This window comes from Paraburkholderia phenoliruptrix (assembly GCF_019511605.1).
GTDB lineage: Bacteria > Pseudomonadota > Gammaproteobacteria > Burkholderiales > Burkholderiaceae > Paraburkholderia > Paraburkholderia phenoliruptrix_A.
In genome coordinates this window covers 154,319-174,138 of sequence record NZ_JAEUAV010000007.1, presented here as the reverse complement: position 1 = coordinate 174,138, position 19,820 = coordinate 154,319, and the positions used below count along the sequence as shown (strand labels likewise).

At 62.7% G+C, this 19,820-nt stretch carries 21 protein-coding genes and 1 tRNA gene; 15 read left to right on the top strand and 7 right to left on the bottom strand.

Features of this window, described 5'->3' with window-relative positions; genetic code table 11:
- Positions 1–120 precede the first annotated feature (120 nt).
- The 6 genes from JNB89_RS12520 to JNB89_RS12495 all read left to right on the top strand — a co-directional run bounded on the left by JNB89_RS12520 (position 121) and on the right by JNB89_RS12495 (position 5,736).
- The gene (locus JNB89_RS12520) at positions 121–1,638 is read left to right on the top strand and encodes an RNA polymerase factor sigma-54 (protein WP_220362375.1); all 1,518 of its coding nucleotides are present in this window, start codon (positions 121–123) and stop codon (positions 1,636–1,638) included.
- 171 nt (positions 1,639–1,809) lie between these two features.
- On the top strand, positions 1,810–2,166 hold the full coding sequence (gene hpf, locus JNB89_RS12515; protein ID WP_006048027.1) for a ribosome hibernation-promoting factor, HPF/YfiA family: 357 nt from the start codon (positions 1,810–1,812) through the stop codon (positions 2,164–2,166).
- 260 nt (positions 2,167–2,426) lie between these two features.
- Positions 2,427–2,942: a PTS sugar transporter subunit IIA gene (locus JNB89_RS12510; protein WP_013337958.1), complete on the top strand. Its 516-nt coding sequence runs from the start codon at positions 2,427–2,429 to the stop codon at positions 2,940–2,942.
- Positions 2,943–3,081: 139 nt separating this feature from the next.
- Positions 3,082–4,050 (top strand): HPr(Ser) kinase/phosphatase, encoded by a 969-nt coding sequence (hprK, locus tag JNB89_RS12505; protein ID WP_006048029.1) that lies wholly within the window; start codon positions 3,082–3,084, stop codon positions 4,048–4,050.
- Between the two features lie 117 nt (positions 4,051–4,167).
- Positions 4,168–5,061 carry an RNase adapter RapZ gene (gene rapZ / locus JNB89_RS12500; RefSeq protein WP_220362374.1) on the top strand — a complete coding sequence of 298 codons (894 nt, stop codon included), beginning with the start codon at positions 4,168–4,170 and terminating at the stop codon, positions 5,059–5,061.
- 39 nt (positions 5,062–5,100) lie between these two features.
- On the top strand, positions 5,101–5,736 hold the full coding sequence (locus JNB89_RS12495; RefSeq protein ID WP_013337956.1) for an LON peptidase substrate-binding domain-containing protein: 636 nt from the start codon (positions 5,101–5,103) through the stop codon (positions 5,734–5,736).
- A gap of 42 nt (positions 5,737–5,778) precedes the next feature.
- Here the strand turns inward: JNB89_RS12495 and mutY are convergent, their stop codons facing one another.
- Both mutY and mutM read right to left on the bottom strand, forming a co-directional pair.
- Complete coding sequence (gene mutY, locus JNB89_RS12490; protein WP_431026587.1) at positions 5,779–6,954, bottom strand: A/G-specific adenine glycosylase; 1,176 nt, start codon at positions 6,952–6,954, stop codon at positions 5,779–5,781.
- A gap of 7 nt (positions 6,955–6,961) precedes the next feature.
- Complete coding sequence (gene mutM, locus JNB89_RS12485; protein WP_027211503.1) at positions 6,962–7,792, bottom strand: bifunctional DNA-formamidopyrimidine glycosylase/DNA-(apurinic or apyrimidinic site) lyase; 831 nt, start codon at positions 7,790–7,792, stop codon at positions 6,962–6,964.
- An 87-nt stretch (positions 7,793–7,879) separates the two neighbouring features.
- Between mutM and JNB89_RS12480 the strand changes: the two genes are divergently transcribed.
- The 8 genes from JNB89_RS12480 to hisC all read left to right on the top strand — a co-directional run bounded on the left by JNB89_RS12480 (position 7,880) and on the right by hisC (position 15,188).
- On the top strand, positions 7,880–9,721 hold the full coding sequence (locus tag JNB89_RS12480) for a tetratricopeptide repeat protein (RefSeq protein WP_013337953.1): 1,842 nt from the start codon (positions 7,880–7,882) through the stop codon (positions 9,719–9,721).
- Positions 9,721–10,353 carry a lipoprotein insertase outer membrane protein LolB gene (gene lolB / locus JNB89_RS12475; protein WP_220362372.1) on the top strand — a complete coding sequence of 211 codons (633 nt, stop codon included), beginning with the start codon at positions 9,721–9,723 and terminating at the stop codon, positions 10,351–10,353. Before JNB89_RS12480 ends, lolB begins: the two co-directional genes overlap by 1 nt.
- A gap of 64 nt (positions 10,354–10,417) precedes the next feature.
- Positions 10,418–11,299: a 4-(cytidine 5'-diphospho)-2-C-methyl-D-erythritol kinase gene (gene ispE / locus JNB89_RS12470; protein ID WP_013337951.1), complete on the top strand. Its 882-nt coding sequence runs from the start codon at positions 10,418–10,420 to the stop codon at positions 11,297–11,299.
- A gap of 52 nt (positions 11,300–11,351) precedes the next feature.
- Positions 11,352–11,428, top strand: a tRNA-Gln gene (locus JNB89_RS12465).
- A gap of 46 nt (positions 11,429–11,474) precedes the next feature.
- Positions 11,475–12,431 carry a ribose-phosphate pyrophosphokinase gene (locus JNB89_RS12460; protein WP_006048037.1) on the top strand — a complete coding sequence of 319 codons (957 nt, stop codon included), beginning with the start codon at positions 11,475–11,477 and terminating at the stop codon, positions 12,429–12,431.
- Between the two features lie 163 nt (positions 12,432–12,594).
- Complete coding sequence (locus JNB89_RS12455; RefSeq protein ID WP_013337950.1) at positions 12,595–13,212, top strand: 50S ribosomal protein L25/general stress protein Ctc; 618 nt, start codon at positions 12,595–12,597, stop codon at positions 13,210–13,212.
- A 151-nt stretch (positions 13,213–13,363) separates the two neighbouring features.
- Positions 13,364–13,966: an aminoacyl-tRNA hydrolase gene (gene pth / locus JNB89_RS12450; protein ID WP_220362371.1), complete on the top strand. Its 603-nt coding sequence runs from the start codon at positions 13,364–13,366 to the stop codon at positions 13,964–13,966.
- A 151-nt stretch (positions 13,967–14,117) separates the two neighbouring features.
- Complete coding sequence (hisC, locus tag JNB89_RS12445) at positions 14,118–15,188, top strand: histidinol-phosphate transaminase (RefSeq protein ID WP_220362370.1); 1,071 nt, start codon at positions 14,118–14,120, stop codon at positions 15,186–15,188.
- Positions 15,189–15,283: 95 nt separating this feature from the next.
- Here hisC and JNB89_RS12440 read toward each other — a convergent pair whose 3' ends face one another.
- The 3 genes from JNB89_RS12440 to rsmD form a co-directional block, all read right to left on the bottom strand.
- A complete protein-coding gene (locus tag JNB89_RS12440) occupies positions 15,284–15,541 on the bottom strand; it encodes a YfhL family 4Fe-4S dicluster ferredoxin (protein WP_013337947.1) in 258 nt (85 codons plus the stop codon).
- A gap of 63 nt (positions 15,542–15,604) precedes the next feature.
- Positions 15,605–16,120: a pantetheine-phosphate adenylyltransferase gene (gene coaD, locus JNB89_RS12435; RefSeq protein ID WP_013337946.1), complete on the bottom strand. Its 516-nt coding sequence runs from the start codon at positions 16,118–16,120 to the stop codon at positions 15,605–15,607.
- A gap of 112 nt (positions 16,121–16,232) precedes the next feature.
- Entirely contained in the window at positions 16,233–16,847 is a 615-nt protein-coding gene (gene rsmD / locus JNB89_RS12430) for a 16S rRNA (guanine(966)-N(2))-methyltransferase RsmD (protein ID WP_220362369.1), read from the bottom strand.
- A 254-nt stretch (positions 16,848–17,101) separates the two neighbouring features.
- Here rsmD and ftsY point away from each other — a divergent pair, with 254 nt between their 5' ends.
- A complete protein-coding gene (gene ftsY / locus JNB89_RS12425) occupies positions 17,102–18,328 on the top strand; it encodes a signal recognition particle-docking protein FtsY (RefSeq protein ID WP_220362368.1) in 1,227 nt (408 codons plus the stop codon).
- A gap of 114 nt (positions 18,329–18,442) precedes the next feature.
- Here the strand turns inward: ftsY and maiA are convergent, their stop codons facing one another.
- On the bottom strand, positions 18,443–19,087 hold the full coding sequence (gene maiA, locus JNB89_RS12420; RefSeq protein WP_135892320.1) for a maleylacetoacetate isomerase: 645 nt from the start codon (positions 19,085–19,087) through the stop codon (positions 18,443–18,445).
- Positions 19,088–19,113: 26 nt separating this feature from the next.
- A complete protein-coding gene (locus JNB89_RS12415; protein ID WP_013337942.1) occupies positions 19,114–19,812 on the bottom strand; it encodes a fumarylacetoacetate hydrolase family protein in 699 nt (232 codons plus the stop codon).
- Positions 19,813–19,820: the final 8 nt, after the last annotated feature.

Here is a 19,820-nt window from a genome sequence, read left to right as displayed (position 1 = left end):
GGCGTTCTCGCGCCGGGCGGGCTCGCGCCCTGGCGCCATCAAAAGCGGACGCATGTGTAATTGCGAATTCGCAAGGTATCGCGGTCGTGGCAAACTCTCTACAATGAATCTGAACTTGCCATGAAAGCCAGCCTCCAACTCCGCCTATCGCAGCATCTTGCGTTGACCCCGCAACTGCAGCAGTCCATCCGGCTGCTTCAGCTGTCCACGCTCGAACTGCAGCAGGAAGTGGCAACGGCGATCTCGCAGAATCCGCTGCTCGAAAACGAGGACGACTGGATTGCGAGCCCGCTTCGCGTGGCCGCCGACGGCTCGCTGATCGCGCAGGCACCCGGCTCGGCCACGCCGCCCGATCAGATGGGCGGCAACGGCTCGTCGTCGTCCTCTAGCAGCAGCGAGCGCTCGGAGAGCGGCGAGCCGCAAAGCGTGGACGAGTACAACGGCCTCGCGGGCGACGGCAACGGCGACGCGTCACAGTGGAACCTCGACGACTACGGCCGCTCCGGCAACGCCTCCGACGACGACGACCTGCCGCCGCTGCAAATTCACGAATCGAGTACTTCGCTGCGCGATCACCTGATGGCGCAATTGCGCGTGACTCAGGCCGGTCAGCGCGACCGCGCGCTGGTCACCTTTCTGATCGAATCGCTCGACGACGACGGCTACCTTGCCGCCACGCTCGAAGAAGTGCTTGCCGACCTGCCGCAAGAGCTAGAAGTGGATCTCGACGAACTGAACGCGGCACTCGCGCTGCTGCACAGCTTCGACCCGGCGGGCGTCGGCGCGCGCTCGGCGTCCGAATGCCTGAAGCTGCAATTGCTGCGGCTCGAGCCAACGCCCACGCGGGCATTGGCGCTCGACATCGTTGCCCATTATCTGGAACTGCTGGCCGCGCGCGATTTCACGCGGCTGCGCAAGCATTTGAAAGCCAGCGACGACGACCTGCGCGCCGCGCACGCACTGATCCGCTCACTGGAGCCGTTTCCGGGCGCCGCATACGGCAAGGCCGAGGCGGACTACGTGGTGCCGGACATCATGGTGCGCAAAACCGCCCAGGGCTGGCAGGCCGAACTGAATCCCGAGGTCGTGCCGAAGCTGCGCATCAACCACCTGTACGCCAACATTCTGCGCAATAACCGGGGCGATCCGGGCAGCGGTTCGTTGCGCCAGCAACTGCAAGAGGCGCGCTGGCTGATCAAGAATATCCAGCAGCGTTTCGAAACAATCCTGCGGGTCGCGCAGGCCATTGTCGAGCGTCAAAAGAGCTTTTTTGTGCACGGCGAAATTGCCATGCGCCCCTTGGTTTTGCGGGAAATTGCTGATACGCTGGGCCTACACGAGTCAACTGTCTCGCGTGTGACAACCGGTAAGTACATGCTCACCCCGTTCGGGACGCTTGAGTTCAAATACTTCTTCGGTTCGCATGTTTCGACGGATACGGGCGGCGCGGCGTCTTCAACGGCCATTCGCGCGCTCATCAAGCAACTGATAGGAGCGGAAAACGCAAAAACGCCTCTCTCAGACAGCCGCATAGCCGAACTGCTGGCGGAACAGGGCTTCGTGGTCGCACGGCGCACCGTGGCGAAATATCGCGAAGCGCTCAGAATCCCGGCAGTCAACCTGCGCAAGTCTCTGTAGCCCGTCGCCTTCCGTGGCGGGCATTTACCGGCCGCTCCGCAAGTTGGCGGACAGGCCGGCCGATGCGACCTGCCAGAAGTCAGTCACCGGGGGGCGACTCAGGCAAGCCGACAGATCGACCGGACCTTCGTCATCGTGCGGACCAAGCGGCCACTAGCTTGGAGAAGCACTATGAATCTGCAGATCAGTGGACACCACCTCGAAGTTACGCCTGCGTTGCGCGAATACGTGATCTCCAAATTGGATAGGGTGCTAAGACATTTCGATCAGGTCATCGACGGCAGTGTGGTCCTCTCGGTCGACAACCACAAGGAAAAGGAAAAGCGGCAAAAGGTTGAAATCAACCTGCATCTGAAGGGCAAGGACATTTTTGTCGAGAGCTGCGACAGCGACCTCTACGCTGCGATCGATCTGATGATCGACAAGCTCGACCGGCAAGTGATACGCCACAAGGATCGCCTGCAAGGCCATCAGCACGAAGCGATCAAGTATCAACCGGCGCCGCAACTGGACGTGCCGCCGCAGTAAGCGAATTCAGAAGCACTGCTTCAATCCGCTCGCCCAAAACCGCCCTGACCGGGCGGTTTTTCGTTGCGGCTTCGAGTGCCGATCCACGTTTGCGAAACCTGAAGAAAGAACCTATTGCGCATTGATGGCGCGCCGCACCATACGCCGTCGCCCTGTTCTATAATGTTCCGGTTACCATCGGGGTCTAGCTCGCACAAAGGCAGTCTGCCGGAGTCCTGTGCTTTCGGACTCCGACGTACGTCGCCGCGAGCATCAAACGAATGGAACGCCAATCAAACGCCCCAGCGAGGAGAACCCAGGCCACGTTTTCGCCTGTCAACATGAATCGTTTAGCCAAATTTCTTCCCCTCGAGAACGTCGTCGTCGGACTATCGGTCACCAGCAAAAAGCGCGTGTTCGAGCAAGCGGGCCTCATCTTCGAGAACCAGAACGGCATCGCCCGCAGCACGGTCACAGACAATCTGTTTGCGCGCGAGCGCCTCGGATCCACGGGGCTGGGCGAAGGCGTCGCGATTCCGCACGGCCGGATCAAAGGCCTCAAGCAACCGCTCGCCGCGTTTGTCCGCCTCGCCGAACCCATTCCCTTCGAATCGCCCGACGGTCAGCCGGTCTCGCTGCTCATCTTCCTGCTCGTGCCGGAACAGGCCACGCAGCAGCACCTCGAAATTCTTTCGGAAATCGCGCAACTGCTGTCCGATCGTGAGGCACGCGAGCGCCTGCATACGGAAGAAGACCGCGAATCATTGCATCGCCTGCTCACTCAGTGGCAACCTTGATGCAGCGGCGGTTATCCGCACGCCGCCTGCCTGCACGGCCAACCGGGCGCGTGCGGGTATAGCCAGGCCCGGCTCACGGCCCGCATCAGCGCGGCCGGCGCTGTGTCCGGCAAGCGGCCAACACTGGAGTCACTGACTCATGGATACGTCCAGCATCAACGCCCAGAGCATTTTCGACGATAACGCCGCCACGCTGAAACTAAGCTGGCTGACAGGGCATGAAGGCTGGGAACGCGGCTTTTCTTCGGAATCGGTCGCCAATGCCACGTCGAGCGCCGACCTCGTCGGCCACTTGAACCTGATCCACCCCAACCGGATCCAGGTGCTCGGCGACGCCGAAATCGACTACTACAAACGCCAGACCGACGAAGACCGCTCGCGCCACATGGCCGAACTGATCGCGTTGGAACCGCCGTTCCTGGTGGTGGCGGGCGGCGTTGCCGCGCCGCCGGAACTGGTACTGCGCTGCACGCGCTCGTCCACACCGCTCTTCACGACGCCTATGTCGGCGGCCGCGGTGATCGACAGCCTGCGCCTTTACATGTCGCGCATTCTCGCGCCGCGCGCCACGCTGCACGGCGTGTTCATGGACATCCTCGGCATGGGCGTACTGCTCACCGGCGACTCGGGCCTCGGCAAAAGCGAGCTCGGCCTCGAACTGATCAGCCGCGGCCACGGCCTCGTGGCCGACGACGCCGTGGACTTCGTGCGCCTCGGCCCCGACTTCGTCGAAGGGCGCTGCCCGCCGCTTCTGCAAAATCTGCTGGAAGTACGCGGCCTCGGCCTGCTCGACATCAAGACGATTTTCGGTGAAACCGCCGTGCGCCGAAAAATGAAGCTGAAGCTGATCGTGCAACTGGTGCGCCGCCCCGACGGCGAGTTCCAGCGGCTGCCGCTGGAGAGCCAGACCGTCGACGTTCTGGGGCTGCCCATCAGCAAGGTAACAATTCAGGTGGCGGCGGGCCGCAACCTCGCCGTGCTGGTCGAAGCGGCTGTGCGCAACACGATCCTGCAATTGCGCGGCATCGACACGCTGCGCGATTTCATGGATCGCCAGCGTCTTGCCATGCAAGATCCGGATAGCCAGTTTCCCGGCAAACTGATCTGAGCCGAGCGCGGCGTTCATGCGCTTTCATGCGGCACTCGCAGCCCTCGCCCGCGGCCTGCCGCGGGTACGCGCGAGAGGCTCAGATGCTATGATGAAACGGACCGATTTCACGACTCCATGCGCATAATCCTCATCACTGGCATATCCGGCTCAGGCAAGTCCGTCGCGTTGAACGCGCTCGAGGACGCGGGCTATTACTGCGTCGACAATTTACCGCCGCGCTTCTTGCCCGAGCTTGCGTCATATCTTGCCGAAGACGGGCACGACCGCCTCGCGGTGGCAATCGACGCCCGTTCGAGCGCGTCGCTCGACGACATGCCGGCCATGATCCGCGACCTGTCGCGCGCGCACGACGTGCGTGTGCTGTTCCTTAACGCGAGCACGCAGTCGCTGATTCAGCGCTTTTCCGAAACGCGCCGCCGCCATCCGCTGTCAGGCTCCACTGCTCACGATGCCGATGTCGGCCTGCTCACGTCGCTTGCCGAGGCGATTGAACGGGAACGCGAGCTCGTTGCGGGCCTGGCCGAGTTCGGCCATCAGATCGACACGAGCAATCTGCGCGCAAACGTGCTGCGTCAATGGGTCAAGCGCTTTATCGAGCAGGAGCATGCAGGGCTCGTGCTGATGTTCGAGTCGTTCGGCTTCAAACGCGGCGTGCCGCTCGACGCCGATTTTGTGTTCGACGTCCGCACGCTGCCGAACCCATACTACGATCATGAATTGCGCCCGCTTACGGGCCTCGACAAACCGGTAATCGATTTTCTCGACGCCCTGCCGGTCGTGCATGAAATGATCGACGACATTCAGAAGTTTCTCGCTAAATGGCTGCCGCATTTCCGCGACGACAATCGTAGTTACCTGACGGTCGCGATTGGTTGCACGGGTGGTCAGCACCGCTCGGTGTTTATTGCGGAGACGCTCGCCGCGCGTCTCGCCAATGCAGCGAATATAATCGTGCGGCACCGCGACGCACCGGTCGAGGCCGGCGCGTCATCGAAGTTAGTGGCTTAACCGGCCGCATCGCGCGGCCTCAACTCGAAGCGTTGCGCCATGTCCTCTACTTCTACTGTGCTCGCCGATGTGCCGCTGTTCCCACTGCACACGGTTCTGTTTCCCGACGGAATCCTGCCGCTGAAGATTTTCGAAGCGCGCTATCTGGACATGGCGCGCGACTGTCTGCGCGAAAAGACGCCGTTTGGCGTGTGCCTGCTGAAAAGCGGCGCAGAAGTCGCGCGGGAGAACGAACCTTCGGTGCCCGAATCGATCGGCTGCCTGGCGGAAATCGACCAATGCGACGTTGAGACTTTCGGCATGTTGCTGATTCGCGCCCGCGGCACGCGGCGCTTCCGCTTGCTGTCGCATCGTGTGGAAAGCAGCGGCTTGCTGGTCGGCATGGCCGAGCCGCTCGGAGAAGACCGGCCGCTCGAGGACAATCAGCAGTTGGCCAAGTTTGGCGCATGCGCGGAAGTGCTCGAGCGGATCATTGCGACAATCCGCGAGCGCGACCCGGAGAGCCTGCCGTTTGCCGAGCCATTCAGACTCGAAGATCCTTCGTGGGTGTCGAACCGTCTTGCTGAAGTGCTACCCATTGCACTACGCGCGCGTCAGAAACTGATGGAAATGCAAGACGCCGGCGCGCGCATTGAAGTGGTTCATCGCTATATGCAACAGCATCAGCTGCTTTAGGCCGTAGCGACGCAGCACAAACGTCGGCACGCTCGCAGTTTCTCAGATCAGCGAACCTTGCAGGCTGTCCAGCAGTTTGCGCACGGGCGCCGGCACCCCGAATGAGTCGAGGTCGCTGAGCGCGACCCACGCAGTCTGCCCATCGCCGAGCGCGGCGAGCGCACCGACGCCCCGATCGAGTTCCGCGAGCCGCGGCTCGATGTCCAATCTGAAATGCGTGAACACGTGCGTGAGCGGCGCCAGTCTGCACACACCGCCGGCGCTGCCGAACTCCTCAGCGCGGGCCGCCAACGCGGCTTCGTCGGCGGCTTCGGGCAAGCTCCACAGACCGCCCCAGATACCCGAAGGCGGTCGCTTCTCGAGCATGACCGCGTCGCCGTCGCGCAGCACCAGCATCCATGTGCGGCGGGTCGGCACCGTTTTCTTCGGGCGGGCCGCGGGCAGTTCGCGCTGACGGCCCGTGACGTTAGCCACGCAGTCGGCGGCAAACGGACAGCGCGCGCAGTCGGGCTTGCCGCGCACGCACAAGGTCGCGCCCAGGTCCATCAAGCCTTGCGTGTATGCGCTGACTTCGTCGTCCGATGCATTCGAGGGCAACAGCGATTCAGCCAGTGTCCACATCGCGTTCTCGACCTTCTTCTCGCCTGGAAAACCTTCCACGCCAAACACTCGCGCGAGAACGCGCTTCACATTGCCGTCGAGAATCGTCGCGCGCGCGCCGAACGCGAACGAGGCGATCGCGGCTGCCGTCGACCGGCCAATTCCCGGCAGTTCGGCAAGCTCTTCCACCGAAGCCGGAAACGCGCCGCCGTGCTGCTCGACGACCGTCTGCGCGCAGCGATGCAGGTTGCGCGCGCGCGTGTAGTAGCCGAGGCCGGCCCACAGCGCCATTACATCGTCGACGGGTGCGGCGGCCAGCGCGGCGACATCCGGAAAACGTGCGAGAAACTTCGCGTAGTACGGAATAACCGTCGACACTTGGGTCTGTTGCAGCATGATTTCCGACAGCCAGATCCGATACGGATCACGCGTGTTCTGCCACGGCAGGTCATGGCGGCCGTGCTCGCGCTGCCAGGCGATCAGCCGTGGAGCGAAATGCGGCGCGAGCGGCGACATATGCGGCGACCTATGCGGAGACATAAGCGGCGACACGGGCGAAGCAGGCGCGGTGGCCGGCGACAACTGCTGCGCGGAGCGCGGAGTCAGGCGGGAAGGCATCGGAGAATTAGCGCTGGCAGGTGGGACAAAAGTAAGTGGAGCGCTGACCTTGCACGATCTGTCTGATCGGTGTGGCGCACACACGGCACGGCTGGCCCGCGCGATCATAGACGAAATAATCCAACTGGAAGTAACCGCTCTCGCCATTGCTGCCGACGAAATCGCGCAGCGTGCTGCCGCCCTTTTCGATTGCTGCGGCCAGCGTCACGCGCACGGCGTCGGCCAGCAGCCCATAGCGCACGAGCGAGACGCGGCCCGCCGCGGTAGTCGGCCGGATGCCCGCGCGAAAGAGGCTTTCTGACGCATAGATATTTCCCACCCCGACTACGATTTCTCCGGCGAGCAGTGCCTGCTTCACCGACACCTTGCGCCCGCGCGTAAGCCGATGCATCAGCGCGCCGGAGAACGCCGGTGAAAACGGCTCGACGCCCAGACTGGCAAGCAACGGATGCCCGAGCACGTCGCCCGCCTCGCGCGGATGCCAGAGCACGGCGCCAAAGCGCCGCGGGTCGCGAAAGCGCAAAATGAAGTCGTCGAAAATCCAGTCGACGTGGTCGTGTTTGGCAGCGGCCGGCGCATGCGGCACATGGCGCAACACGCGCAGCGTCCCTGTCATGCCAAGATGCACGATGAACCAACCGGAGTCGGTTTCGAACAGCAGATACTTGCCGCGCCGCTCGACGTTGCGTACCACGTGGCCGCGCAAGGTCTTCGCAAGGTCCGCCGGAATCGGCCAGCGCAGCGCAGGCGTGCGCACCTCGACGCGCTCGACCTTGCGGCCGGCCACATACGGTTCGATTCCCCGTCGGGTAACCTCAACTTCTGGCAACTCTGGCATGTCTAACTGGTCTGCAACTTGCGTGAGTGGTTGTGCGCGTATTGTAGCGAGCGCGTTACAATCGTCCGAAACATTGAACGGATTTCCATGAACTTGTCCTTCGTGAAGCTGTTTTTGAAGCGCCCGGCCAGCGCATTCCGCGTACCGCACGCAGTGTCCGCGCGGCGCTCGCTCGGTGCTGCCGCGCTCGCCCTGTGGGCGTTCGCCGCGGTGCCCGCGCACGCGCAGGACCCCTCGCCGGACGCGGACGACACCTCGGTCACGCTGAGCGATCCGCTGGGCCCGCCGTCGGCGGACGAACAAAAGGCGCTGCCCAACGTGCAGCTGACGAGCCAGATCGTATTCCAGGTGCTCGCCGCCGAAGTGGCGCTGCAACGCAACCAGCCTGCGCCCGCTTACCAGACGTATCTTGCGCTCGCGCGCGACACGCACGATCCGCGCATGGCGCAGCGCGCCACCGAAATTGCGCTGGCCGCGCAAAGCCCGTCGGACGCACTGGCCGCTGCGCAACTGTGGCAGCAGTATGCGCCGAATTCCGAGCGCGCCGCCCAGCTGGACGCGTCGCTGCTGGTGCTGTCGGGCAAGCCTGACGACGCTGAGCCGCTGCTCGCGCGCGAGCTTGCCCGCGTCCCGGCCGACAATCGCGGTAACGCCATTCTCGCGCTGCAACTGCTGCTGTCGCGCGGGCCGAACCGGGTCGGCGGCCTGCACGTGTTGCAGGACATGCTGAAGAACGACATGAACCGGCCCGAAGCGCAACTGGCCATCGCGCGTCAGCAACTGGTTGCTGACGACGCGCCGGGCGCGCACAAGTCGCTTCAGCAGGCACTCGCGCTCAAGCCCGACTATCTGCCGGCAGCGCTGATGCTGTCGCAAATGGGCCCGGAGGAGCGCAAGGAAGGCATTGCGTCGCTCGAAAAATATGTGCAGCAGAATCCGAAATCGCATGATGCGCGACTCGCTCTCGCGCAAATGTATCTGGCGAGCGACCGTCTGGACGACGCGCAAAAGCAGTTCGAGGTAATGCACAAGGCGAACGCAAGCGACCTCACGCCGCTCATGGCGCTCGCGCTCATCAAGATCCAGCAGAAGAATTTCACCGACGCGCAGGGCTATCTGACGCAGTACGCGCAGCAGGCCGAGAAGACGCCCGGCGCCGACCCCGGCCAGGCGTATATCTATCTCGCGCAGGTGTCGCTGGAACAGAAGAACGAGGCGGCTGCCGCCGACTGGCTCAGCAAGATCTCGCCGTCGAGCCAGCAGTATCTCTCGGCGCAGATCACGCGTGCACAGCTGCTCGCCAAGCAGGGCAAGCCGGACGACGCGCGCCGCCAGCTCGCCAGCCTGCGCCCCGCCGATCCGCGCGACCAGGCGCTCGTCGCGCGCACCGACGCGGCGATCCTGTTCGACGCGAAGCGCTACCCGGAAGCCGAAACGCGCCTGCAACAAGCCACGGCCGCGTTTCCGGACGACCCCGACCTGACCTACGACTACGCAATGGCCGCCGAAAAGAACGGTCATTTCGACACCATGGAAGCGCAATTGCGCAAGCTGATCCAGACGCAGCCGGACAATCCACAGGCGTACAACGCGCTCGGCTATTCGCTTGCCGATCGCAATCAGCGTCTTGCGGAAGCCGACAAGCTGGTCGAAAAGGCCTCGTCGCTTGCGCCGAACGACGCATTCATCATGGACAGCGTCGGCTGGGTCAAGTACCGCATGGGCGATACGACGGACGCCATCCGGCTGCTGCGCAAGGCTTACACCATTCAGCCGAACGCCGAAATCGGCGCGCACCTCGGCGAAGTACTGTGGAAAGCCGGCGATCAGGACCAGGCTCGCGCCGCCTTTCGCGAGGCGCGCAAGCTCGAACCGGACAACGAAACGCTCGTCAAAACGCTGCAACGTCTTCAGGTGAACGATCTTTAATGCGTCTTTCCAGTCTTGATATTTCTTTGCGGGCGCCGCGTCGTGCGGCGCTCGGTCTCGCCGCAGCCGCCGTCCTCGCACTGTCCGGCTGTGCGTCGGTAAAACCGCAAGGGCCGTCCACGTCGAATGCCGCCACCGCGGTAACCGCGCAAACAAGCCGCGCTTACCAGGGCCGTTTTGCCGTTCAGTACAACGACCAGAACGGCCAGCAGCGCAATGCATACGGCAATTTCTCGTGGCAGGAAACCGGCGACACCGTCACGCTGCAGTTGCGCAATCCGCTTGGGCAGACGCTCGCCATCGTGACCTCGTCGCCAGCTTCGGCCACGCTCGAGTTGCCCAACCGTCAGCCGCTCACCGCGGACAACGTGTCCACGCTGATGCAGAACGCGCTGGGCTTCGCGCTGCCTGTCGAAGGCTTGCGCTATTGGCTGCAGCCTTCGCCGGCGCCTACTTCGCGCGCGAAAACGGAAAAGGACCCGGAGCAGCCGTCGCGCCTGAAGGAGATCAGCCAGGACGGCTGGACGATCGACTATCTCGCCTACGCCGAGGCGCCCGCCACCGGCGTGAAGCGCGTGAACCTGACGCGTGACGAGCCGCCGCTCGACATCAAGCTCGTGCTGGACCAGTAATCGCGTGCTCTCGCGCGCTCTTGCCGCTTATTCGGCGCCTTGTCGGCGCATGTAGCCTCGACTCATGATCGAAACAACCAACTCGCTGCGCGATTGCCTCGCGCCAGCGAAACTCAACCTCTTCCTGCACATCACCGGGCGCCGGCCGGATGGCTATCACACGCTGCAAACGGTCTTCCAGCTACTCGACTGGGGCGACACGCTGCACTTCACGCGGCGCGACGATGGGCTGATCACGCGCAGCACCGAGATCGCCGACGTGCCGCCCGAACACGACCTCACAGTACGCGCTGCCAATCTGCTCAAAGCACATACTGGCTCGCCGCAAGGCGTCGATATAGAGATCGAGAAGCGCCTGCCGATGGGCGCGGGGCTCGGCGGCGGCAGTTCCGACGCGGCCACCACGCTGCTCGCGTTGAACCGGCTTTGGAACCTTCACTTGCCGCGCCTGGAATTGCAGGAGCTGGCACTGAAGCTCGGCGCCGACGTGCCGTTTTTCGTTTTTGGAAAAAATGCGTTCGCGCAGGGTGTCGGAGAAGCATTAGACGTTGTACAATTGCCGCCGCGTCATTTCCTGGTAGTGACGCCGAGGGTTCATGTTCCGACTGCAGCGATTTTTTCTGAAAAAGCGTTGACAAGAGATTCAAAAGCCCTCACAATTACGGACTTTCCTGCAGAACTTAGCTGCAACACTGAATGGCCTGAAAGTTTTGGCCGCAATGACATGCAGCAGGTTGTCGTAGGAAAGTACGCGGAAGTAGCGCAAGTGCTGCGATGGTTTGAAAATATCGCGCCGGCGCGGATGTCCGGATCTGGTGCAAGTGTCTTTGCAGCGTTCCGTAGCAAAGCTGAAGCAGAAGCGGCGCAAGCCAAACTGCCAGCCGAATGGAACAGCGCAGTGGCCGCCAGTCTGGAAGTACATCCACTCTTTGCTTTCGCGTCATAGGTTTTGCATCGTCGAACGAAACTCCACGTTCGGCGAAGCTCAAAGTTAGTGTAGGGGAGTCGCCAAGCTGGTTAAGGCACCGGATTTTGATTCCGGCATGCAAAGGTTCGAATCCTTTCTCCCCTGCCAAAATTTCTCGCATTTCCCCTCGCCCCCAGCCTGAAGCAGGTGCACGATGAGCAGCCATGACGGCCTGATGGTTTTTACTGGCAACGCAAATCCGGCGCTTGCACAGGAAGTCGTCAAAATCCTCGGTATTCCCCTCGGCAAAGCAATGGTGAGCCGTTTCTCGGACGGTGAAATCCAGGTCGAGATTCAGGAAAACGTGCGCGGCAAAGACGTGTTTGTTCTGCAGTCCACGTGCGCACCGGCGAACGACAACCTGATGGAACTGATGATCATGGTCGACGCGCTCAAGCGCGCATCTGCCGGCCGGATCACCGCAGCCATCCCCTACTTCGGTTATGCCCGCCAGGATCGCCGCCCCCGTTCGGCGCGCGTTGCCATCTCGGCAAAGATCGTGGCGAACATGCTGGAAATCGCGGGCGTCGAGCGGATCATTACGATGGATCTGCACGCCGACCAGATTCAAGGCTTCTTCGACATCCCGGTCGACAACATCTACGCTACGCCCGTGCTGCTCGGCGATCTGCGCAAGCAGAACTATGAGAATCTGCTGGTCGTGTCGCCTGACGTCGGCGGTGTGGTGCGTGCCCGTGCATTGGCAAAGCAGCTGAACTGCGACCTCGCGATCATCGACAAACGCCGCCCGAAGGCGAACGTTGCCGAAGTGATGAACATCATCGGCGAGGTTGAAGGCCGTACCTGCGTGATCATGGACGACATGGTCGACACCGCCGGCACGCTTTGCAAGGCAGCACAGGTTTTGAAGGAACGTGGCGCGAAACAGGTTTTCGCTTACGCCACTCACCCGGTTCTGTCGGGCGGCGCCGGCGAGCGCATCGCTGCATCCGCTCTGGACGAACTGGTCGTCACGGACACGATCCCGCTCGGCGAAGAAGCCCGCTCGTGCGCAAAGATCCGTTCGCTGACCAGCGCCGGCCTGCTGGCCGAAACGTTCTCGCGCATTCGCCGGGGCGACTCGGTCATGTCGCTGTTCGCTGAAAGTTAAGTATTTGTGAAAGCGCAGGTGCCGCTTCGTGCGGCATCGTGCGCTTTTGCACAATCGGCATGAACGAACGAAGGTTCGTGCCGCAGCTCTGGGGCCTCAGCCATACCGGCTTGCGGGCCCCGTTTTTACTGCCTGGTCGCGGGCAGTGCATTGGAGATTCAAAATGAAAGTTGTCGCTTTCGAGCGTTCTTTGCAAGGTACGGGTGCGAGCCGCCGCCTGCGTAACTCGGGCAAGACCCCGGGCATCGTATATGGCGCTGGTGCTGAAACGCAATTGGTCGAACTGGACCACAACGCGCTGTGGCACGCGCTGAAGAAAGAAGTTTTCCATTCGTCGATTCTCGATCTGGAAATCGGCGGCAAGTCGCAACAGGTTCTGCTGCGCGACGTGCAATACCATCCGTTCCGTCAGCTCGTGCTGCACGTGGACTTCCAGCGCGTCGACGCAACGAAGAAGCTGCACACCAAGGTGCCGCTGCACTTCATGAACCAGGAAACCAACCCGGCAGTGAAGCTGTCGAGCGCGGTGATCTCGCACGTCGTGAATGAACTGGAAATCGAGTGCCTGCCGTCGGCACTGCCGGAATTCATCGAAGTCGACCTGGCCAAGATCGAAGCCGGTCAATCGGTTCACGCCAAGGACATCCCGCTGCCCGCAGGCGTGTCGCTGGTTGCTCACGTGGAAGCTGAAAACCCGGTCGTCGCTTCGGCAACGATCCCGGCTGGCGCCGTGTCGGAAAGCGACGCTGCTGCCGCTGAAGGCGAAACGCCGGCTGCTTGAGCGCCCTTCGCGCACTGAGCAAGCAATTCTCTCGATCCGTTTCGTATGAGACGGTCGACGTGACCCGCCGAGGTTCGCCCCGGCGGGTTTTTTTTCGGTTTTTTTCGGCTCGGCCGTCGCCGGTTTCCGGGCCAGATGGACCCACGCAATCATGATCAAGCTGATCGTCGGACTCGGCAATCCGGGCGCCGAATACACCGCGACGCGCCACAACGCCGGCTTCTGGCTGGTCGACCAACTGGCGCGCGAAGCAGGCACGACGCTGCGCGACGAGCGGCGCTTCCACGGCTTTTACGCGAAGGCACGACTGCACGGAGAGGAAGTGCATCTGCTCGAGCCGCAGACTTATATGAACCGCTCAGGTCAGTCGGTTGTCGCGCTTGCACAGTTCTTCAAGATTCTGCCCGACGAAATTCTCGTCGCGCACGACGAACTCGACATGCCGCCCGGCAGTGTGAAGCTCAAGCTCGGCGGCGGCAGCGGCGGTCATAATGGCTTGAAGGACATTACCGCGCATCTGTCGTCGCAACAGTATTGGCGGGTGCGCATCGGCATCGGGCATCCGCGCGACCTGATCCCGGAGAGCGCACGCGCGGGCGCGAAGCCCGACGTCGCCAACTACGTGCTCAAGCCGCCCCGCCGCGAAGAGCAGGACGTCATCGACGCCTCCATCGAGCGGGCGCTCGCCGTCATGCCGCAGATCATCAAAGGCGAGCTGGAACGCGCGATGATGCAACTGCATCGCAATTCGTAACGGACATTAGCAACGTTAGCGACGTTAGCGGGCGAAGTCCGGCCGCATCGCGTGAAGGCGGCGCCGGCCGCCCCCAAATGCGCCGCGGCAGCATCTAAGCAAATTGATTCGCGACGAGGCGTCAAGATAACCGCCTCGCATGGAGAAGCCTTTGAGCCGATATTGGAGCGACATCGTTCACCGTCTGACACCGTATGTTCCGGGCGAGCAGCCCGCGCTCGCGCATCCGGTGAAGCTGAACACCAACGAGAATCCGTACCCCCCATCGCCGCGCGTACTGGCGGCGATTCGCGAAGAGCTGGGCCCGGCCGGCGAATCGTTGCGTCGTTACCCCGATCCGACCGCACAGAAACTGCGCGAAACCGTGGCCGCGTACCACGCCATCCGCGCCGACCAGGTTTTCGCCGGCAACGGCTCTGACGAGGTCCTTGCGCTCACCTTCCAGGCCTTGCTGAAGCACGACAAGCCCTTGTTGTTCCCCGACATCACGTACAGCTTCTACCCTACTTACGCGCGACTTTTCGACGTCGAGTATCAGACCATTCCGCTCGACGACGCCTTCGCGATCAATGTCGACGACTACGCCGTGGCCAACAGCGGCATCCTGTTTCCAAACCCGAACGCTCCGACCGGACGCCCGTTGCCGCTTGCGGATATCGAGCGCCTGCTGCAGAAAAACCCCGATTCGGCCGTTGTGATCGACGAGGCGTACGTGGATTTCGGCGCGCAGTCGGCCGTCACGCTGATTGACCGCTACCCGAACCTGCTCGTCGTGCAGACAGTGTCCAAGTCACGCTCGCTCGCGGGCATGCGCGTCGGCTTCGCGTTCGGCAATGTGGAATTGATCGACGCGCTCAATCGGGTAAAAGACAGCTTCAATTCGTATCCGCTGGACCGCCTCGCGCAAGTTGCCGCGTGTGCAGCGTACGAAGACGATGAGTGGTTTCGCGACACGTGCGCGAAAGTGATTGCGAGCCGCGAACGGCTGGCTGCGGGTCTGACTGAACTGGGCTTCGATGTCGTGCCGTCGGCGGCGAATCTATTGTTTGCACGCCACAACGGGCACGACGCAGCGACGCTGCTGTCGCGACTGCGTGAAAGAGAGATTATTGTGCGCCACTTCAACGCGCCGAGAATCGACCAGCACTTGCGCATCTCGGTGGGAACCGACGCAGAGTGCGATGTTCTTCTCGACGCGTTGCGCGCCATTCTGAACGCCTAGCCGGTTGATCGCCTGCTTAACCCGCCAAAAAAAACGGCGAGGCCCGCGCCTCGCCGTCTTCCTTTTCCGTCTTCCACTGGGCGTCGAGCCCAAGCTCACGCGCTCTTTGCCGCCTGCAGTGCGTGATACTTCGCCATCAAGCCCTCCGGCGTTTCCAGATGCTCGGGATCACGCGGAATGCATTCGACCGGGCACACCTGGATGCACTGCGGTTCGTCGAAATGCCCGACGCACTCGGTGCACTTTTTCGGGTCGATCACATAAATTTCCGGGCCCATCGAAATGGCGTCGTTCGGGCACTCAGGCTCGCACACGTCGCAATTGATGCACTCGTCGGTAATCATCAAAGCCATACTTCTCTCACTTCGCACCGGCTGCAGCCGGCTTCGTTCCGTCAAACCGACAGTTTACGCCGGTTACGGCTGCCCCGCCGGAGCGCCGTTATTCGGGTCCAATGCGGCGACCTTTTCCTTCAGCCATTTTTCGACTGACGGAAACACGAACTTGCTCACGTCGCCGCCCAATTGCGCGATCTCGCGGACAATCGTGCCCGAGATGAACTGGTACTGGTCGGACGGCGTCATGAACATGGTTTCCACGTCCGGCAGCAAATAGCGGTTCATCCCGGCCATCTGGAACTCATACTCGAAGTCGGACACCGCGCGCAGGCCGCGCACGATCACGCGCGCGTTATTGGTGCGCACGAAATCCTTCAGCAGCCCCTTGAAACTCATGACCTGCACGTTCGGGTAATGGCCCAGCACTTCATGGGCGATATCCAGACGCTCTTTCAGCGTGAAGAACGGCTTCTTGTTGCGGCTGTCGGCAACGCCGACTACCAGCGTGTCGAAGATGCTCGACGCGCGCCGAACGAGGTCTTCGTGACCGCGTGTCAGCGGATCGAACGTGCCCGGGTACACGGCGACTACCATGAGATTTCTCCTCTCTTCAGACAGATGGGCACGTCAAAGCGTCCACGCGACGCATTTGGCACCGGCCGCGCGCGTGACGTCAAACCGTCCGGCGCTTGTTATGGAAGGCGCATTATTCCTCATTTTCGCGTTGCAGCAAATGGAAGTGGACAGCGCCGGCTTTCCCTTCCTGCACGATTTTCCACCCGGCGAGCGCTTCGTTGCCGTCGAGTTCCAGGGCCGCGCCGGCCTCCACGTAAAGAAAGCCGTCTTCACTGACGAGCGGCGCGGCGAGCGCAAGCGCCTTGTCGAGCAGGTCGTCGCCGAAAGGCGGATCGAGGAACACCACGTCGAATGAAGCGGGGGGCAGGCTCGCCGCGAGCCGCAGAGCGTCGGCCTCGGCAATTTCAATCACGCGCGCGGAGAGCCGTTGCTGGTTCGCCCGCAATTGGGCGGCCGCGCGCGCGTTGCGCTCGACCATCAGCACGCGCGCGGCGCCACGCGAGGCCGCCTCGAAACCCAGCGCGCCGCTGCCGGCAAACAGATCGAGGCAACGCTCGCCGTCCAGACGCTGCCCGAGCCAGTTGAACAGCGTTTCGCGGACCCTGTCCGGCGTGGGACGCAGCCCCTCCAGGTCGAGCACGGGCAAGGGCGTGCGTTTCCAGTCGCCGCCGATAATGCGGATGGCGTGCGGTTTGCCGCCTTTGGGCGAAGCGCCGTGGGCGCGTGAAGGTGCGGAACGGGGCATGCAGAATCGATTACGTTGGTGGAGGTGCCGGCCCGCATTCAAACAAAGGCAAAGCGGGCACACTGGAGCGCCAACGTTACCACAGGGGCGCCGTGCGTCCAGCCTGGCCGTTTGGCCGATACGACGCGCGACGGCGCGCCTGATAAAATGTGCGGCTTCCAGCGTCCCGCATTCCCCATTGCAACGCTGCCTGCCGCTCCCGCCGGCACCGTGCCGGCTGCGCGCATTCGCGCGCACTCTCACCACGCCAGATCATGTTCAGCTTTTTCAAACGATTCAAGGGTTCGAAAGAGGCCGAAAACGCGCCAGACGAATCGCAAGACGCGCCCGACGCTCCCGACGCGCTAGTAGACGACCTCACGCGGCAAGCCTTGGCCGCGCCCCCGGCTGACGCTGCACCGCCGTTTACAACCCCGTTTGCGCCAGAAACGCAGCCCGACAGCCCGCTGGGAACGCAGGCCCAGGGCCCCGCACGAACCGAACCGCCAGCGCAGCCTGCTTCGCAGCCCGAAGCGGTTTTCGACGATTCGTCGCTCGAGACTGTAGAAATCGTGCCGCCGCCGGTTCAGGACGCAAGCGCTAAGCGCTCGTGGCTGACTCGCCTGAAAACCGGCTTGTCGAAGACCAGTTCAAGCCTCACCGGCATTTTCGTCGGCACCAAGATCGACGAAGATCTGTATGAAGAGCTCGAAACCGCGCTGCTCATGTCGGACGCGGGCGTGGACGCCACCGAGTTCCTGCTCGAGGCACTGCGCGAGAAAGTGCGCACCGAGCGTCTCACCGAGCCGCAACAGGTCAAGGCCGCGCTGCGGGCCCTGCTGGTCGATCTGCTGAAACCGCTGGAAAAATCGCTGATGCTCGGACGCGCGAAGCCGCTCGTCATGATGATCGCGGGCGTCAACGGCGCAGGCAAGACCACCAGCATCGGCAAGCTCGCCAAGCATTTGCAGAGTTTCAACCAGTCCGTGCTGCTGGCCGCCGGCGACACGTTCCGCGCAGCCGCGCGCGAGCAACTGGCTATCTGGGGTCAGCGCAACAACGTGACCGTGGTGGCGCAGGAAAGCGGCGACCCGGCCGCGGTAATTTTCGACGCGGTCGGCGCCGCGCGCGCGCGCAAGATCGACGTAATGATGGCGGATACTGCCGGCCGTCTGCCCACCCAGTTGCATCTGATGGAAGAGTTGCGCAAGGTCAAGCGTGTGATCGGCAAAGCGCAGGACGGCGCGCCGCACGAAGTGCTGCTCGTGATCGACGCCAATACCGGGCAGAACGCGCTCGCGCAGGTCAAGGCGTTCGACGACGCGCTGGGACTCACCGGCCTCATCGTCACCAAGCTCGACGGCACGGCGAAGGGCGGCATTCTCGCGGCTATCGCGCGACAACGGCCGATTCCGGTGTACTTCATCGGCGTCGGCGAAAAAGTAGAAGATTTGCAGCCCTTCAGCGCCGAAGAGTTTTCGGACGCGTTGCTCGGCGGCTGAGCGCTCGTTCAACGGACACGCAAGACAGCGCCGCCCTCGCGGCGAGCATTCAGGCGAGCAAAAGGGCACCTGCGGAGTGCCCTTTTTTCCTTCACCGCAACCACCGCAGTGGCTTCATTCCGCGTCCGGCTGCACACCCGGCGCCGCACGCGCGAACGCGTCGATCTGCATGGCGTGGTCGTAGATGCGCTGAATCGTCGGAAACCGCGCGGTGTCGACCTTGAAGCGCTGCGCGTTGAACACCTGCGGAATCAGGCACGCGTCGGCGAGCGTGGGCGTGTCGCCGAAACACAGCTTGCCGGTTCGCGGCTCGCCTGCGAGGTGCGCCTCCAGCGTCGCGAATCCGGCTTCCACCCAATGCCGATACCATGCGTCTTTCGCATCGTCGTCCACGCGCAGCGTGTGTTTCAGATACTTCAGCACGCGCAGATTGTTCAGCGGATGAATCTCGCACGCCACCTGTAAGGCCACCGAGCGCACATAAGCGCGGTCAGCCGGCGCCTTGGGCAAAAGCGGCGGCTCAGGGTGCGTTTCCTCCAGATACTCGATGATGGCAAGCGACTGCGGCACCAGATCGTGGCCGTCAACCAGAGTCGGCACCACGCCGTCCGGATTGATCTTCCGGTATTCCGGCTTCAGTTGCTCGCCGCCGTCGCGCACGAGGTGCACAGGTACGTACTCATACGGCAGCCCCTTCACATTCAGCGCGATGCGCACCCGATACGACGCCGAGCTGCGGAAATAGCTGTAGAGCTTCATTTGTTTGTCTCCTCCCCAAGGGCGCGTCACACGACGCGCACGCTCAACTCGCCGAGCCCGTCCACGCCGCCCTTCATCAGATCGCCCTGCACTACCGCGCCCACGCCATCCGGCGTGCCGGTGAAAATCAGGTCACCGGGTTGCAACTCGAAGAGCGTCGACAGGTAGGCGATGGTCTCGGCCACCGACCAGATGAGCTGCGACACGTCCGAGCGCTGCTTGTCCTCACCATTGACGGACAACCAGATCGCGCCTTGTCCCACGTGGCCGACTGTCGAAACCGGATGAATCGGCCCGAGCGGCGCCGAGTGATCGAAGCCCTTCGCGGTATCCCACGGACGCCCGAGTTTCTTCGCCTCCGCCTGCAGGTCGCGGCGCGTCATATCGAGGCCCAGTGCGTAGCCATAGACGTGCTCGAGCGCGCGCTCAGCCGCAATGTCCTTGCCGCCCTTGCCGATCGCCGCGACCAGCTCCATTTCGAAGTGGACGTTTTTCGACAGTGACGGATACGGGAATTCGCCGGTCTCGCCCGGTGCCACGTACAGAACGGCATCGGCTGGCTTGCTGAAGAAAAACGGCGGCTCGCGGTCCGGATCGTGTCCCATCTCACGGGCGTGCGCCTCGTAATTGCGGCCGACGCAATAAATGCGGCGTACAGGAAATTGTTCGCTCGACCCCACCACCGGCACCGCAACGACTGGTGCGGGCGCAAATACGTAACTCATCCGGTTCT